Source organism: Shewanella sp. T24-MNA-CIBAN-0130, assembly GCF_040310185.1.
In the GTDB taxonomy this organism is placed as follows: domain Bacteria; phylum Pseudomonadota; class Gammaproteobacteria; order Enterobacterales; family Shewanellaceae; genus Shewanella; species Shewanella psychromarinicola.
This window is the reverse complement of sequence record NZ_JBEOPP010000014.1, coordinates 18,140-35,324: the sequence shown is the minus strand read 5'-3', so window position 1 is coordinate 35,324 and position 17,185 is coordinate 18,140. Positions and strand designations below refer to the sequence as shown.

Annotated in this window: 14 protein-coding genes and 3 tRNA genes; 11 read left to right on the top strand and 6 right to left on the bottom strand. The window is 41.8% G+C overall.

Translation table 11 applies throughout. The annotated features are described in order from the left end of the window. Window positions 1–5 precede the first annotated feature (5 nt). Entirely contained in the window at window positions 6–1,193 is a 1,188-nt protein-coding gene (locus tag AAEZ02_RS08210; protein WP_124011480.1) for an efflux RND transporter periplasmic adaptor subunit, read from the bottom strand. A gap of 145 nt (window positions 1,194–1,338) precedes the next feature. Here AAEZ02_RS08210 and AAEZ02_RS08205 point away from each other — a divergent pair, with 145 nt between their 5' ends. Both AAEZ02_RS08205 and AAEZ02_RS08200 read left to right on the top strand, forming a co-directional pair. Then, complete coding sequence (locus AAEZ02_RS08205) at window positions 1,339–1,668, top strand: GNAT family N-acetyltransferase (RefSeq protein ID WP_325049152.1); 330 nt, start codon at window positions 1,339–1,341, stop codon at window positions 1,666–1,668. 12 nt (window positions 1,669–1,680) lie between these two features. Continuing rightward, window positions 1,681–1,899: a GNAT family N-acetyltransferase gene (locus AAEZ02_RS08200; protein WP_325049180.1), complete on the top strand. Its 219-nt coding sequence runs from the start codon at window positions 1,681–1,683 to the stop codon at window positions 1,897–1,899. 245 nt (window positions 1,900–2,144) lie between these two features. On the opposite strand, the gene trxB is transcribed toward AAEZ02_RS08200, so the two are convergent. Both trxB and msrA read right to left on the bottom strand, forming a co-directional pair. After that, the gene (trxB, locus tag AAEZ02_RS08195; protein WP_101031659.1) at window positions 2,145–3,098 is read right to left on the bottom strand and encodes a thioredoxin-disulfide reductase; all 954 of its coding nucleotides are present in this window, start codon (window positions 3,096–3,098) and stop codon (window positions 2,145–2,147) included. Between the two features lie 257 nt (window positions 3,099–3,355). Beyond that, a complete protein-coding gene (gene msrA / locus AAEZ02_RS08190; RefSeq protein ID WP_124011479.1) occupies window positions 3,356–3,835 on the bottom strand; it encodes a peptide-methionine (S)-S-oxide reductase MsrA in 480 nt (159 codons plus the stop codon). 227 nt (window positions 3,836–4,062) lie between these two features. On the opposite strand from msrA, the gene astE reads away from it, so the two are divergent. From astE to nadA, 5 genes are all read left to right on the top strand, one after another. Then, complete coding sequence (gene astE, locus AAEZ02_RS08185; protein WP_124012108.1) at window positions 4,063–5,094, top strand: succinylglutamate desuccinylase; 1,032 nt, start codon at window positions 4,063–4,065, stop codon at window positions 5,092–5,094. 156 nt (window positions 5,095–5,250) lie between these two features. Continuing rightward, on the top strand, window positions 5,251–6,429 hold the full coding sequence (locus AAEZ02_RS08180) for a thiamine pyrophosphate-dependent dehydrogenase E1 component subunit alpha (protein WP_101031655.1): 1,179 nt from the start codon (window positions 5,251–5,253) through the stop codon (window positions 6,427–6,429). Window positions 6,430–6,432: 3 nt separating this feature from the next. Continuing rightward, window positions 6,433–7,410, top strand: a complete 978-nt coding sequence (locus tag AAEZ02_RS08175; protein ID WP_124011478.1) for an alpha-ketoacid dehydrogenase subunit beta — start codon at window positions 6,433–6,435, stop codon at window positions 7,408–7,410. Between the two features lie 9 nt (window positions 7,411–7,419). Beyond that, on the top strand, window positions 7,420–9,081 hold the full coding sequence (locus AAEZ02_RS08170; protein ID WP_124011477.1) for a dihydrolipoyllysine-residue acetyltransferase: 1,662 nt from the start codon (window positions 7,420–7,422) through the stop codon (window positions 9,079–9,081). Between the two features lie 112 nt (window positions 9,082–9,193). Next, on the top strand, window positions 9,194–10,261 hold the full coding sequence (nadA, locus tag AAEZ02_RS08165; protein ID WP_101031649.1) for a quinolinate synthase NadA: 1,068 nt from the start codon (window positions 9,194–9,196) through the stop codon (window positions 10,259–10,261). A gap of 473 nt (window positions 10,262–10,734) precedes the next feature. Here the strand turns inward: nadA and gap are convergent, their stop codons facing one another. Both gap and AAEZ02_RS08155 read right to left on the bottom strand, forming a co-directional pair. Then, window positions 10,735–11,745, bottom strand: a complete 1,011-nt coding sequence (gap, locus tag AAEZ02_RS08160; RefSeq protein ID WP_101031647.1) for a type I glyceraldehyde-3-phosphate dehydrogenase — start codon at window positions 11,743–11,745, stop codon at window positions 10,735–10,737. Between the two features lie 230 nt (window positions 11,746–11,975). Next, entirely contained in the window at window positions 11,976–12,806 is an 831-nt protein-coding gene (locus AAEZ02_RS08155) for a DUF2989 domain-containing protein (protein ID WP_124011476.1), read from the bottom strand. A 200-nt stretch (window positions 12,807–13,006) separates the two neighbouring features. Here AAEZ02_RS08155 and AAEZ02_RS08150 point away from each other — a divergent pair, with 200 nt between their 5' ends. From AAEZ02_RS08150 to AAEZ02_RS08135, 4 genes are all read left to right on the top strand, one after another. Continuing rightward, window positions 13,007–14,443, top strand: a complete 1,437-nt coding sequence (locus tag AAEZ02_RS08150) for a glyceraldehyde-3-phosphate dehydrogenase (protein ID WP_101031643.1) — start codon at window positions 13,007–13,009, stop codon at window positions 14,441–14,443. 372 nt (window positions 14,444–14,815) lie between these two features. Beyond that, window positions 14,816–14,891 (top strand) — tRNA-Gly (locus tag AAEZ02_RS08145). A 41-nt stretch (window positions 14,892–14,932) separates the two neighbouring features. After that, window positions 14,933–15,006: transfer RNA gene (locus AAEZ02_RS08140), tRNA-Cys, on the top strand. A 49-nt stretch (window positions 15,007–15,055) separates the two neighbouring features. After that, window positions 15,056–15,141 (top strand) — tRNA-Leu (locus AAEZ02_RS08135). 302 nt (window positions 15,142–15,443) lie between these two features. On the opposite strand, the gene AAEZ02_RS08130 is transcribed toward AAEZ02_RS08135, so the two are convergent. Further along, window positions 15,444–16,619 carry a glycerol dehydrogenase gene (locus tag AAEZ02_RS08130; RefSeq protein WP_351122724.1) on the bottom strand — a complete coding sequence of 392 codons (1,176 nt, stop codon included), beginning with the start codon at window positions 16,617–16,619 and terminating at the stop codon, window positions 15,444–15,446. Between the last annotated feature and the right edge of the window lie 566 nt (window positions 16,620–17,185).

Below are 17,185 nucleotides of genomic sequence, written 5' to 3'. Positions count from 1 at the left end.
GATGATTATTTACCTTCCATCGCAAGTTCTGTTTGCTCTTTTTCTACAGACTCTTTTTGCAGAATCTTATCTTCTGGCAGTGCCAGTTTCATGCCTTCTAATGGGTAATCAAGCGCTGATGTTATCACTTGCATTCCTGATTCAAGCCCTTCAGAAATAACCACATTAGCACCTTCTTGGCGGATAATTGTGACGGGTTTATAACGCAGTTTTTTGTCTGCATCCATGACGGCAACTAAGCCATTTACTATCAAATGACGGGGGATAATGGTCACATTACCGGCATTACTGCCTTCGATATGAGCGGTGACATAGGTGCCAAAACGTAATTCATTCTTATTGGTGTTAAGCCCGTAGGGATCGTCAATTTCTGCAACCAAATAGGTCATACGACTTTTACTGTCTACCACGCCTTCACTGCGGACAATTTTTCCTGTCCACTCTTGTTTACTTCCGGCAAAATTGCCCACTAATTGCACTTCAGCATGGGTGCCTTTGCTGTCTAAATATTGCATATCTTTATCGGCTAGTGGTAAGCGGATCTCAGCTGTATCTGTATTGTAAACATGGCCAATTTTACTGCCCGTAGTCATGTATGCACCTAAACCGATTTCTCGACTGGAAATGAGTGCATCATACGGTGCGCGGATCACGGTACGTTCTAAATCACGTTGTGCGCGTAATAAGCCTGCTTCAGCACTTTTTAGCTTTGCTAACTCTTGGGCTAATTGCGGTTTCCGCAAACTGAGAGCCGTTGGCTTGCTGCTGGTAATTTCCGCCCATTCTCGTAAGGCAACTTCGCCATTGGCTCGCTCTTGAACCATATTAGCTTTGGATGCGGCAACATTGGCCTGAGCATCTAATAAGCCTGCTTCATAATCGCTAGGGTCTATTTTGGCAAGAATATCGCCTTTTTTAACAAAGCCGCCTTTGACGAATGCATCGGCTAAATAAATAATTTCACCACTTACTTGCGACACGAGTTCGGTATCGTATTTGGCGGCCACAACACCATATGAACTGACCGAAAAGGTCATCGTGTTATACTCTATTGCTTCAACCGACACTAAAGGAGTGTTATCAACAGCGGGCTTTTCTTCTGGGGGCTTTTTTAACGCAGAGAAGCCAACTAAACCGGCTATTCCAATTCCTAATACTATGATTGGTAATATGATTTGTTTTTTAGTCGCCACAATCCTTCCTCTTAATATCCGAATTTTTTTGCAGCAAATTGCTGTGCATACTGCTAATAGTTTTTTCAGTGGTATATGTTAATCGATATGTATATTGTTTGTTGTTTCATTGTGTAAACTTGTGTGTCAACCCAAGGAGAAAAACATGTTGGTCGCTAATACCTCTAGATTACAATTATCATTAATAACCCTTGATGACAGCGCATTATTATTTGAACTCGACCAAGACGAACGGGTGATGCATTTTTTAAATGGAGGACACAAAACCACTCAACATCAGATTGATACGGTGATGATCCCCAGATTGGCTCAATATTTAAATCCAGCCAAAGGCTGGGGATTATGGAAGGTACAGGCATTAACGTGCGCTGACAACGACAATCATGGCTTAAGCGGTGCCTATTTGGGCTGGGTGTTAGTCAGACCAATGCATTTTTTTACCCAAGCACAGCCGCATAACCTTGAATTAGGGTGACGATTTAAGCACATAAGTTGGGGCAAAGGTTACGCAACAGAAGCGGCCCAAGCTGTCATGGACGTGGTGAGTGCAGTAGATGAGGTCACTCATGTCAGTGCCGTGGCGATAGAAGAAAACTTAGCGTCTATCGCGATCATGAAAAAACTCGGGATGACCTTCCAACACAAAAGTATTCATCGAGATCCATTAGGTGATACCGAAGCAGTGTTTTATCAAAAAGAAGTTTAAAAAGGCATTTAATTTATTATAATTTATCTAGATTAATGGCATAAACCTAACAGAGTAACGCCAACTGCGTTGCAACAAGTGACAAGGGAATGACCATTAACAAATGTGGCACCTTTATCTGGCATCCGAGCGGGTACCGGATAAAGCACCTTGAGGCCTGATGGGTATAAAGCGATGTAAATCATTTATTAGTTAATAAAAAAGAGCAAACGAAGCTGCTCTTTTTTTAGCGTTAGCGAGGTAGATTACTTTTGCGCGTCTAAGAAACGCTCTGCATCTAATGCAGCCATACAACCGGTACCGGCTGATGTGATAGCTTGACGATAATGTTGGTCCATTACGTCGCCACAAGCATACACGCCTTCAATGCTAGTTTGAGTCGCATTACCTTGTAAGCCACTGTTTACTTGTAAGTAACCATGACTCATTTCTAATTGGTCAGCAAAAATACCCGTATTTGGGCTGTGACCGATGGCGATGAATACACCCGCAACGTCTAAATCAGTTACTGAACCGTCTTTAGTACTTTTCTTTTTAAGACCCGTTACACCCATTTCGTTACCAGTGACTTCTTCAAGTGTTTGGTCGAGATGTAAAATGATATTACCGTTAGCCACTTTGTCCATTAAACGGTTGATCAGAATTTTTTCTGAACGGAAACTGTCACGGCGGTGAACCAAGTGAACTTCAGAAGCAATATTGCTTAGATAAAGTGCTTCTTCAACCGCGGTGTTACCACCACCGATCACTGCAACTTTTTGGTTACGGTAAAAGAAGCCATCACAAGTCGCACACGCTGACACACCGCGACCCATAAAGGTTTCTTCAGAAGGAAGCCCTAAATATTTAGCTGAAGCACCAGTAGCAATAATTAATGCATCACAAGTAAATTCGCCATTATCGCCTTTTAAACGAAAAGGGCGCTCAGTTAAGGTTACTTCGTTGATGTGGTCAAAAATAATTTCAGTATCAAACTTTTCTGCATGTTTTTGCATGCGTTCCATTAATGCTGGGCCGGTTAAGTCTTCTGCATCGCCTGGCCAGTTTTCAACTTCAGTAGTCGTGGTTAATTGCCCACCTTGCTGCATGCCTGTGATCATCACAGGTTTTAAATTAGCACGTGCAGCATAAACTGCAGCGGTATAGCCGGCAGGGCCAGAACCTAAAATTAGTAGGTTAACGTGACGAGCTTCACTCATGATTTTGTTCTCCGATAACATGCCCTAAGCAATATGAATGAGATTGTATGGAATTTACTACGGCGGGTAAAGTGAAGTTGAGTGTAAGAAATCGATTGGGGTTATCTATTATGTCAATAACTGGTTCTAGGCAAGCGAACTAGCCTAAAGCGAATCACTTATTGTAAAAAGTAATATTTACCGATAAATGGAGCTGTATTCAGTTATAAGCAGGGCAAATTTAAATTATAAACAGCCCCTATATCTGCTCAACGGGATTAATAAACCAAGTGACATGTTGGTAAATTATTTTTTTCTAAATAATTTTGATGATATTCCTCGGCAATGTGAAATGTTTGTATTGGTACAATTTCGGTCACAATATGACGCTGTCCCCATTTACCACTGCGCGCTAGCGCCAGCTTAGAGCTTTCAGCTTCGGCCTTTTGCTGTTTATTGTGGAAAAATATAGTACTTCGATATTGGGTACCAATGTCGCCGCCCTGCATATTTAACATGGTTGGATTATGGTTCTGCCAAAACACGTCCAATAAATCGTCAAAACTGACTACTTGCGGGTCAAATTCAACTTGTACCACTTCAGCATGACCGGTTGAACCGGTTTTGACTTCTTTATATGTTGTCGCACTGTCTTGGCCACCCATGTAGCCACAAGTTACGTTACTGACGCCGTTAATGTCACGGAAAAAATATTCAACACCCCAAAAACAACCTGCACCAAATGTTGCTAACGCCATGACATACCCTTAAAATAATTTACAGAAGTCTAGATGGCTATAATTGTGTTGAATATTGAGATGTTTTGCAAGCAAACTTTTATTAATAAATAAATCTAACATATGCCACCAATAAAATAATGTTTGCCTATGTTAGAATCCGCCGATAAAAACAGGCAATTAATGTTAAGTGGTGCACAATGGCTAACTTAATCATGCCGCATAATAAAGCATACAAGGAGTTGTTTGTGTTATCTAATCTACTGAAAGACCAAGATTTTTTAGCTTACACTTTAGCCAATCCCGACAAAATAGATGGCTGTTTTGATTTTATGTTAGGGACACATACTCATGTTGATGTACTCGACACGGGTGTCATTGTGTTTACCCCGAGCCAAAATTCGACCAAAGACATTGTACTATCCAGTGCTATCCACGGTAATGAAACCGCGCCAATTGAAATGTGTAATCAACTTATTCATGATTTGTTGAGTGAGAAAATCATCGCTAAACAGCGGTGTTTATTCTTAATAGGTAATCCTGCGGCCATCATTAATCAAACCCGTTTTATTGACGAAAACATGAACCGTCTGTTCAGTGGTGCGCACTCAAAAGGTGAGGGTTTAACTCATCCAGAACGTCACCGCGCCAAAGCATTAGAGCAACATGTCGCCGACTTTTTTAACGCCAATAGCGACCATCAACGCATACATTACGATTTACATACCGCCATCCGTGCGTCAAAGCATGAAAAATTTGCTATTTATCCATACCGCCCAGGGCGAGCCTTTAGCGCGGAGCAAATCATGTTTTTAGCGACATGTGGTGTCGATACCATGTTGTTTCATCATGAACCCACAACGACGTTTAGTTATTATTCGTCACAGCAATTTCAAGCAGATGCCTTCACGGTTGAATTAGGTAAGGTGATGCCATTTGGGCAAAATGACATGAGTCGTTTTACTCAAACTCATACTATGCTTGAAAAGCTGATCACCGAAACTGCGTTAGCGCCTGTTGAGTTCGACTCTTCCAAGGTCAACTTATATAAGGTGTCTCGCTCGATCAATAAGCATGTTGAAGACTTTGCCTTTAGCTTTGCCGGTGATGCCGAAAACTTCAGTGCCTTTAGTCAGGGCGAAGTGCTAGCAACCGAAGGTGGTGTAGAGATTAAAGTAGAACACCCTCAAGAAGCGATTGTGTTTCCTAATGCGAATGTGCCGATAGGGCAGCGTACAGTGTTATGTTTAGTGCCTGCACCGAATGAGTCAATCGTATAGCCGTAAAGCAATATATACATGTTAATCGTGAGTAAAATGCATTTACTGTTAAAGTAAGTATTGATAGGTAGTTTACGTTAACGTAATGTCTACTTGCATAGTATAAATAGAGCCGTGTTTATATTGAACATGGTTCAACAATAACAAGAGCATAATATGAGCAACGCACCACTGACCAATGAAACAGTGCACCGTGTCAGCTTCTTAGACAAAGCGTCATTGCACATCCCCATTTTGCGTATTTTGCAAGCCGATGGCACCACGTATGAAAACGCGGTTTTACCGGTAATCGACAAGGCTCTGGCTGATAAAATCTTTGATACGTGTATTTTTACACGCGTATTAGACGAGCGTATGTTGGGTGCACAGCGTCAAGGGCGTATTAGTTTTTACATGACCTGTACCGGTGAAGAAGCCTCAATTATAGGCAGTACCGCCGCGTTAGATAAAGATGACGTCATTTTGGCTCAATATCGTGAACACGCATCATTGCGGTATCGCGGTTTTACGACTGAACAATTTATGAACCAAATGTTCAGTAACGAAAAAGATTTAGGTAAAGGTCGTCAAATGCCGATTCATTACGGCAGCCGTGAACTGAATTACCAAACGATTTCGTCACCATTGGCAACCCAAATCCCACAAGCCACAGGTGTGGCTTACGGTATGAAGTTACAAGGTAAACGTAACGTGGCCATTTGTTATTTTGGTGAAGGCGCCGCGTCAGAAGGTGACTTCCATGCTGGTTTAAACATGGCTGCAGTGCTGAAATCGCCGACGATTTTCTTCTGCCGCAATAATGGTTATGCCATTTCAACACCAACGGAAGAACAATACTCCGGCAATGGTATTGCCAGTCGTGGAGTCGGTTACGGTATGCACACCATTCGTGTTGACGGTAATGACATGCTTGCGGTGTTAGCGGCAACTCAACAAGCTCGTGCCTATGCACTTGAGCACAATGCACCAGTATTAATTGAAGCGATGACGTATCGCTTGGGTGCGCATTCTTCATCTGACGATCCATCGGGTTATCGTTCAAAAGATGAAGAGGCCAAATGGCAACAACACGATCCAGTTAAACGCTTTAAATTATGGATGATCAATAAAGATTGGCTCACCGAAGCCGATGAAGCCAAATTGTTCGAACGTTATCGCGAAGAAGTCCTCGCCGCGGTTAAAGTGGCTGAAAAGTTACCTGTTCCGAAATTAGACGAGATCATCGAAGACGTGCTTGATAAACCCACTCCAGCATTGAGAAAGCAGCTGAAAGAGTTGAAAGAGCATATCAATAAGTATCCAAAAGCCTATCCAAAAAGTGCAGGGAGACTCTAAACCGTGGCTCAAATGAATATGTTACACGCCATTAATGAGGCGCTATCAATAGCCATGACTGCCGACGAGCGCATGGTAATTTTTGGTGAAGACGTTGGTCACTTCGGTGGGGTATTTCGTGCCACTTCGGGCCTGCAAGAACTATTTGGGCGCGACCGTTGTTTTAACACGCCGTTGACTGAACAAGGTATTGCGGGTTTTGCTAATGGCTTAGCCTCTTATGGTATGACCGCGGTTGCTGAAATTCAGTTTGCTGATTATATCTTTCCTGCATTCGATCAAATCGTTAATGAATCAGCAAAATTCAGATACCGCAGCGGCAATCAATTCGATGTAGGTGGGTTAACTTTCCGCACACCTTATGGTGGTGGTATCGCAGGTGGTCATTACCACTCCCAATCACCTGAAGCGTATTTTACGCAAACGCCAGGTTTAAAGGTGGTCATTCCGCGTAATCCTGAACAAGCTAAAGGTTTGTTATTGGCCTCTATTCGCGATCCAAACCCAGTGATTTTCTTTGAACCTAAACGTTTGTATCGAGCCTCTGTTGGCGAAGTGCCAGCTGGCGACTACGTCATTGAGTTAGGTAAAGCACAAGTGGTTAAACAGGGCAGTGATATTACTGTTTTGGCTTGGGGGGCACAGATGGACATCGTTGAAAAGGCCTGCGAACGTGCCGAGAAAGAAGGTATTTCATGTGAAATTATCGACTTACGCACCATAGCGCCATGGGACGTTGAAACTATTGTAAAATCAGTGACCAAAACGGGTCGTTTGCTGATTAACCATGAAGCGCCATTAACCGGAGGTTTTGCCGGTGAAATTGCCGCAACTATTCAGCAAGAATGCTTCTTATCACTTGAATCACCCATCAGCCGTGTGTGCGGATTAGATACGCCTTATCCATTAGTGCATGAAAAAGAATACATGCCAGATGAGTTAAAGACATTCGAAGCCATCAAAGCCACAGTGGCCTATTAGGAGTAAGATATGATTAAAGATTTTATTTTACCCGACATCGGCGAAGGTGTGGTGGAATGCGAATTAGTTGATTGGTTAGTCAGTGAAGGTGATATGGTCACTGAAGATCAGCCGATTGCAGATGTAATGACTGATAAAGCGTTAGTGCAAATTCCAGCGCCCCATGGCGGAAAAATTACTAAGCTGTACTACGCTAAAGGTGAAATAGCCATTGTGCATCAACCATTGTACGCAGTAGAAATGGAAGGTGAAGAGAGCGATAGTGTCACTGACGCGCCGGTTGCTGAAGTCACAGCGGTTAGCGACACGGCCATTAATGACACAAGCGTTAACGACAGTAATGCTGTTGTTACCACCTCAAGCAGCCAATCAAACATTGAAGAATTCTTATTGCCAGACATTGGCGAAGGTATTGTTGAATGTGAATTGGTTGATTGGTTAGTAAAAGAAGGCGATATGGTGGTTGAAGATCAGCCTATTGCTGATGTGATGACCGATAAAGCCTTAGTGCAAATACCTGCAATGAAAGCCGGTAAAATTGTCAAACTGCATTATCGCAAAGGACAGCTCGCTAAAGTTCACTCGCCTTTATTTGCCATTGAAGTGGCAGCGGATAGTCATACTCAGTCCGCGACGGTAGAGGTTGCTGAACAAGCTCAAGTTGCTGCGCCACAAGGTAATCTTGAACCTGTTGCACAAGGTAAAGCGTTAGCCAGTCCGGCGGTACGCCGCATGGCCCGCTCGCGAGACATTAATATTGCTATGGTTGTGGGTACTGGCAAAAATGGCCGTGTTTATAAAGAAGACATTGAACGTCATCAGCAGGGGGCAAGTTCCACCCAAGCTGCTGTAAGCACAACGCCGGTGTCATCTTCTGCTAATCAAGTAAGTGGTCAAGTCGGTGGTCAATTAGAAAATCAAGCTGGTCAAATAAATAATAGCCCTACTGTTAGCTATGCTGGAGCAAGCGATAGAGTCGAGCCCATCAAAGGCGTGAAGGCTATCATGGCGAAGATGATGGTAGAGTCGGTATCGACTATCCCGCATTTTACTTACTGTGAAGAGTTTGATTTAACCGAATTAGTGGCTTTGCGTGAAAGCATGAAGCAACGTTATTCAACCGATGAAGTGAAGCTCACCATGATGCCCTTCTTTATGAAGGCCATGTCGTTAGCGATTACCCAATTTCCGATATTAAATAGCCAAGTGAATGCCGATTGCACTGAACTCACCTACAAGTCACGTCATAACATTGGTATGGCCGTTGACTCCAAAGTGGGTTTACTTGTACCTAATATCAAAGATGTTCAACGTAAATCGATTTTAGAAATCGCCGCTGATATTACTCGCTTAACGACTGCCGCGCGCAGCGGACGAGTATCACCAGCAGATTTAAAAGACGGCACTATTTCGATTTCTAACATTGGTGCTCTAGGTGGTACGGTGGCAACACCCATTATCAACAAACCTGAAGTGGCGATTGTGGCTTTGGGTAAATTGCAGGTATTGCCGCGCTTTAACGCCAATGGCGAAGTTGAAGCACGTAAGATCATGCAAGTGAGTTGGTCAGGCGATCACCGCGTCATTGATGGCGGCACCATTGCCCGTTTCTGTAATCTATGGAAACACTACCTAGAACAACCGCAAGAAATGCTTTTAGCCATGCGCTAATACTGTTAAGTGTTTAATACACTACCTTATCTAAAAGGACGCTAACGCGTCCTTTTGTTTTTAACCACGATTTTGTATAATATCCGGACAATGTCAATCGTTTGGAACCTGTATGAGTTTGTCGGCACCTAAAATTGAAACTATTGAGTATCCGTTTCCACCTAAACCTGCCGTGTTGTCTGACGCTGAAAAAGCACAATATAAAGCACACATTAAGCAGTTACTGATTGAAAAAGATGCGGTGTTAGTGGCCCATTACTATACCGACCCTGAAATTCAAGCCTTAGCAGAAGAAACCGGCGGCTGCGTATCTGATTCTCTAGAAATGGCACGCTTTGGTCGTGATCACCCAGCAAAGACATTAATTGTCGCAGGGGTGAAGTTTATGGGCGAAACCGCAAAAATTTTAAGCCCAGAAAAAACCATTTTAATGCCAACGTTAGAAGCAACCTGTTCATTAGATTTAGGTTGTCCGATAGAACTCTTTAGTGAGTTTTGCGATGCGCACCCTGATCATACCGTGGTGGTATACGCCAACACCTCTGCCGCAGTAAAAGCCCGTGCAGATTGGGTGGTAACCTCAAGTATTGCACTTGAAATTGTTGAGCACTTAGACAGCCAAGATAAAAAAATCATCTGGGCACCAGACCGTCACTTAGGCGCTTACATCAATAAGCAAACTGGCGCTGACATGCTGTTATGGCAGGGCGATTGTATTGTGCATGATGAGTTTCAAGCCAAAGCCTTACGCCAGCTTAAAAAGCAACATCCAACAGCAGCCGTTCTTGTTCATCCAGAATCACCTGCCAGTGTGATTGAACTTGCCGATGCCGTTGGCTCTACCAGCCAGCTCATTAACGCTGCGCAAACAATGCCTAATGACACTTTTATTGTTGCCACAGACCGCGGTATTTTTTATAAAATGCAGCAAGCGGCGCCAGGTAAAACCTTACTCGAGGCTCCAACCGGTGGTAACGGCGCGACCTGCAAGAGCTGCGCTCATTGCCCGTGGATGGCCATGAACGGTTTACCCGCTATCGAAGCGTCATTGGTTGATACCGACAAAACTGACCATGAAATCTTTGTTAGCGATGAACTGCGCATCAAAGCACTCATCCCACTCACCCGCATGCTCGATTTTGCCAAAGAATTGAATATGAAAGTGAAGGGCAACGCCTAAGCGCAAAGTTTAGTGTGAACAGAAAAATGAAAGCCGACATCAAGTCGGCTTTTTATTTAGCAGAATCGAGTTATCTAAAATAATACCAATGCTTAGTAACAACAAATATCTGATATTAAAATATTGTTCAGCTGAGGTTATAGTCAGAGGTATTGTTTTTTAAATTAATAATAATTACCAAGAGCTAACAAATTTTTGACTCGATTTTGTGCTTCGAATAACCATGATTCAATTATGTGGCAATTTGTTGTAACGATTATAATTTCATCACCACATAATCGCGATGGCATTTTAGACATTAATGGATACATTCATTTTTGTTACCTACTTCAGTAACGTTGAAGCTAAAATCCTGCCAGCACCAGCACACACACAAAGGGTACACGGCTTACCCAACAGCCAACAAAAAGCCCCGCAATAAATGCGAGGCTCTTAAGCTAAACCAAATCCAACAAGCGACTCTACAAGGTAGATTACTTAGCGTTCATTAGTGCAACAGCGTTGTCTAACATGCGGTTACTGAAACCCCACTCGTTGTCGTACCATGACATCACTTTCACTAAACGACCGTTAACACGTGTTTGTGTTGCGTCGAAATTAGAAGAGAAAGGATTATGGTTAAAGTCGATAGACACTAATGGTTCTTCATTAATCGCTAACACTTCAGACATAGGAGACTGCAGTGAAGCACGAGTGATGATGGCGTTAACTTCTTCAATAGTGGTGTCGCGAGACGCTAAGAAGGTTAAATCAACTAAAGACACATTAATCGTTGGTACACGTACCGCTAATCCGTCAAATTTGCCTTGAAGCTCAGGAACCACTAAGCCTACTGCAGCAGCTGCACCGGTTTTAGTTGGGATCATCGACATTGCCGCAGCGCGAGCACGGCGTAAATCTGTGTGGTACACGTCAGATAAACGTTGATCGTTAGTGTATGAATGGATTGTGGTCATTAGACCTGACTCAATACCAATTTCATCATTTAACGGCTTAGCCATAGGCGCTAAACAGTTAGTCGTACATGATGCACCTGAAATCACTGTCATGTCTGAGGTTAATATGTCGTTATTCACACCATAAACGATGGTTGCATCTACATTCTTACCTGGAGCAGAAATAATAACTTTCTTTGCGCCTGCAGTAAGGTGTGGTTGCACAGATTCTTTAGAAGTAAAGATACCAGTACATTCAAAAACAACATCAATTTTTAACTCAGCCCAAGGTAACTTTGATGGGTCACGTTCTTGGAAAGTTAAGATTTTGTCGCCATTGACGTAGATAGCTTCATCGTCATGATCAACTTTAGCGTTGAAACGACCGTGTACAGTATCATACTTAGTTAAGTGGGCATTAATTGACGCATCACCTAAATCATTCAATGCTACGATTTCGATTGGGTAATCTTTGTCGCTTTCGTACAGTGCACGTAAAACATTTCTACCGATACGGCCATAGCCGTTAATTGCTACACGGATAGTCATCTCATATCCCTCAAGTTAAAATAATTTGGTGGCATGTGGATCGCCTAGTTGTAAAATTACCAAACTGGCTATAATAATCAAGTTAAATCACCCAAATATGCCGAATAAAGGATGTAATTGTCGTATTATTTTTACATTTAGCCCGTTTTGAAGATAAATTAACCACATTTTTGTAAGTTTACATAAATAGTTATTGCTACAAAAGCTGACATAAACAGTAAAATCGTCGTTTATCTCAATAATGTTTCACTGTGACTATTGGCAAATTTATTGCTCATTACCGTTGATACTAATTCAACTGCTTGGCGGTCTAAAACTAATGCGCGCTTATGATCACCATTAATGATGGCTAATACTTGTTCCTCATCGGCAAGGTTTTCGCTCATTAACAAATTGGCTCTGGTCAACAGATACTCTTTTTCACTATCCTGTTGTTGGCGGTAAATTGAGGCTAATGCTAAAAACCAATCAGGATCGACATTGGCTGGCTCTGATGTGGATAACAAATGCAAATAAAGTGATTTAGCGTCGCGAGGGGAGACCCGCACATAATAGGCGGCTAGTTGAGTAATAATTTCATTGTCGACGAGGTTACCTTGCTTATAGGTTTCTTCTACAATGGTGAATCCGGCTTGGTCGTTGAAACGCATCCAACGATAAAAAGCTAAATGCACATTATTATTAGTGCGGGTAAATTCTTGCAGTTCAGCGAGTGTTTGGGTGCTTACCGCAAATGCTTGCTCGCGATCACGAGTACGGTAGGTATTAAGTTTATGTTGCACTCCAGCGGCCAATTCGATGCATTTACTATAATCTTCTAGATGGACGAGCTGTTGATACAGTTGCTTACCAGTGGGCGATGAACTTTGTTTTAACGCGTATCGATGACGGATTAAGTCGGCTTTTTCAAAGCGACACCAACTATCTTCGTGTAAATCGCTACAAAGTTCAGGATTATTTTTACAAATTTGGTCGCTATTACGGTCATTATCACAGCCATAAAGACCAAAAAATGCCCCAATAACTGTAAATGATGTAATTAATACAAAATTATGGTTCAAAAACGTCTCCAAGAGCTGAATTGTCTAATAAAATTACACATTTACCGAAAATTTGTTACTAGCGAAATAGCGTATATTTTATTACAATGTCGGCGACCAACAGGGGTAGTCCCCATACAATATACTAAATTATTGGTCTTTTCTTATTGTTACTCAAACCTTTCTGAAAATAATAGAAAAGTGAGATAAAGGATCCCTACATGAGTGCAGATAAACATTTACAAAGCTGGCAAGAACGTTTCGAAATGGCAGAAGCAATGCAACCGTTGCTTGGAAAATTGTATCGTAACCAAGGCATTGAAGTAATGGTATATGGTAAACCATTACTAAACGCATCAACCATCGAAATCATTAAGTCACACCGTTTAGTACGTCGTCATGTCGGTGAAAAGTTACGTCTTCGTGAAAGTTTCCCATTTGTTGTAGCACTAAGCAAATTAGCCATCAAGCATTGCAGAGTGGATATCGGTAAATTAGCCATTAATTATTGGCGTGATAACAAGGATGCGAGCGGTATTGAAGCTTATATGGCTCACGAATTGTCAGAAGCGGTTAATCATGGTGATGATACCCCTCCTCGTGATGTTGTTCTTTACGGTTTTGGTCGTATCGGCCGTTTATTAGCCCGGTTGTTAATTGAACGTACAGGTAAGAGCAATAAATTGCGTCTGCGTGCCATTGTTTTACGGGGTGGGAAAAAGAGCGATTTAGAAAAACGTGCTAGTCTATTACGTCGTGATTCAGTACATGGACCGTTTAATGGGTCTGTTGAAGTGGATGAAGAAAACAACGCGCTCATTGCCAACGGTACTTACATTCAGATCATTTACGCTAATTCTCCAGACCAGGTTGATTACACTCAGTACGGCATTAACGATGCTTTAGTCGTGGATAACACCGGTATTTGGAAAGATGAAGCCGGTTTAGGTTTACACCTTAAAAGCCCTGGTGCGACCAAAGTATTGTTAACGGCACCCGCTAAAGGTGCGATTAAAAATATCGTATTCGGTGTTAATGAAAATGATATTCTCGATGAAGACACCATTGTATCGGCGGCAAGCTGTACCACTAACGCCATTACTCCAGTGTTAAAAGCGGTCAATGATAAATACGGTATTGAGAATGGCCACGTAGAAACCATTCATTCTTATACTAACGATCAAAATCTGATCGATAACTACCACAGTGCTGACCGTCGTGGTCGCAGCGCACCATTGAATATGGTTATTACTGAAACGGGTGCAGCTAAAGCCGTTGCCAAAGCATTGCCTGTATTAGCAGGTAAGTTAACCGGTAACGCGATCCGTGTACCAACACCTAACGTATCTATGGCTATCATCAGTGTTAATCTACAATCTGAAACTAATCGTGATGAGCTGAATGAATACTTAAAAGATGTGGCATTACAGTCTGGACTTCAGAATCAAATTGATTTTACTGAGTCAACTGAAATTGTATCTAGCGATTTAGTTGGTTCACGTTATGCGGGTGTGGTTGACTCTCAAGCGACGATTGCTGAAGGTAAGCGCGCTATTTTATACGTTTGGTATGACAACGAGTTTGGCTATAGCTGCCAAGTTGTTGGTGTTATGCAAAAAATGCTTGGTTTAACCACATTGTCATTACCAAAAAATTAATACGTTATAAATATCAACCTTAGGTGATGGGGACGATCAGTAAAGTCTTTATACTTAATATGTCTGTTTATTGAGTACTTACCCGTAAAGTTAATGATAAAGCATCTCTTTGGAGATGCTTTTTTATGCGCCTTGTAATATATTTAATCATACTGCTGTTTTATGCACCAAACGGTCATTTTGTGGCAATAAATCTGTTTTTATTGATTGACTATCAGGGCTAAAACGGTAGAATGCCATTCCGCAGTCAGGGGAAACGTTCTCTAGCTGTTAAGCGTTAAAGAGTTACAAATGTGACATTAGTTCAGTTGATACAGGTTGAAAGCCGATACCTTTTCTGCAGTATTAATGAAACGTTAAAGCGTTAGATATGCGACATTAGCTCAGTTGGTAGAGCGATACCTTGCCAAGGTATAGGTCATCGGTTCGAACCCGATATGTCGCTCCAATTTCTTTCTCATCCGATAGAGATGAAATTGGTTAAAGCATGGCGCGATGGCAGAATGGCTATGCTGCGGATTGCAAATCCGCCTATCTCGGTTCGACTCCGGGTTGCGCCTCCACAATATTGCGTTTAATGGTTACTTTTAGTAACGGTTAAAACAACACTTTGCCCGAGTGGTGGAATCGGTAGACACAAGGGATTTAAAATCCCTCGCTGAATAAGCGTGCCGGTTCAAGTCCGGCCTCGGGTACCATCATTTACATACGTAAGTATGGTGTAAAAAAGCCTCAACATTAGTTGGGGCTTTTTTACATCTTGAATTTAGTTGTAAAGAATAAAGATGAACATCCATCTCACTCTTGTTAAGCATCAGGCGTGCCACTCTTTGTTATCAAGAATAGTCCGGCCTCGGGTACCATTATAATCTCTAGTAATAGAAAGTGGTAAAAAAAAGCCTCAACATGAGTTGGGGCTTTTTATGTTTGGAATTTGGACCTAACATTAAAAGATTAACATCTCGGCCGGTTTATAATGATGGGGAGTTACCTTATAAAATTAAGCTAATTGCAGATACTCTTCACCCATCGCATTGGCAGTCACAATAGCATTGTAAACTTCAGTAACGGTCACACCGCCTTGGGTGTTGTGGATCGTTTCTCCTTCCTTACAAGCCGCTTGGGCAACACGCATCAACTCTTCACTGGTGTAATCTGTTAAACCAATCTGATTTAACGTAATGGGTAAACCGACGGTTAAACAGAAATCGATCACATTTTCAATTTCTTCCATTGGCTGATCTTCAAGGATCAATTGAACCAATGTGCCAAATGCCACGATTTCACCATGCATGGTCTTTTCACACTGCTTAAGAATAGTGAAACCATTATAGATAGAATGAGCCGTAGCTAAACCACCGTTTTCAGCGCCGACACCACTGAGATAAGTACAGGCTTCCAACACTTTTTCAACCGCAGGTGTTACTGCGTCATTTTCGACGGCAAGTTTGGCTTTTAAGCCATAATCACGCAATATTTCATAACACAATTTAGACAGTGCAAAACCGGCTTGAGATACCGCACCAGCAACAAGGTTGGCAGATTTTGTATTTAAGCAAGTTCTGGCCTCAAAATAGGTTCCTAACGCATCGCCCATTCCTGCTACTAGAAAACGTACGGGTGCTTTTGCGATAATGGTAGAATCGACCAGAACAACATCAGGATTTTTAGGATAGAAAAGATATTCGCTAAATTCTCCTTCATCATTATAAATAACAGATAATGCAGTACATGGCGCATCAGTTGCTGCTATGGTTGGTACAATAATTACTGAGACTTTAGAAAAATGACCAACCGCCTTAACGGTATCAAATGTTCTACCTCCACCTATCCCAATAATGGCATCACAACCGCTCATCTTAAGTAATTCTTCGATACGACGAATTTCTGTCATGGAACTTTGGCCATAAAATTCTTCAAATACCAATTTTGAAGTATCACCACCAAAGGCCTGTTCTATTTTTTCCTTGGTCATATTCATGACAAACTCATCGGCTACAACATAGAACTTTGTGCCTATCGAGGAAACGTGTTTTTCCAGTTCCAAAATAGCGTTAGCACCTTGAACATATCGAGATGGGGCTCTCATAACAGTTAACATTGATTCTCTCCAAAATGTAATTTTAAAATTTACCAATATACCCCAAAGCACAACCAGTAAAAAAAGTTGACTCACTAGCTTCTCTATAACACATGGATAATATTGACTTTTTTCAATTACCACTCCCATGTTGTTATAAGCACAAAGGAATACATACTCATCTCATACTAAACGACTCCAGTTTGACTTTAAAGGCTTTAATCGTGCAATTTTTCTAACTGATTAGCGTGTAAAGCAGAAAGGATAAATGAGCCGATCCTACATCATCAATTTTATATTGGTTAATTTTGATGAGACTTCTAGCCCAACGCGCCTTGTAACCAAAGTGTAAATAGCGAGTATGAGATACTGATGATGGTGATTTGAACGTTAAGTTATTTAGCGTATTTGGCTAATCGGTTTTATGAAAAAGTGAGTAACAATTTTAGTCGCAAGCTTATTGAAACGTTAAAGTCGTCACGTCTTTTATATTCTGGGTAGTAATAATATCAATGTTTGTGCGCTTGAGTCTTTCTGTGGCTAATATGTGGCTAATGCTGAGTGTTGATATATCTGCATAGATCGATGCACGAAATTAGCCATTCACTTTTCTTAGTTCTCTCTAGACTATGGTGCCGACCATCTCGCTTTAATCGAGCATT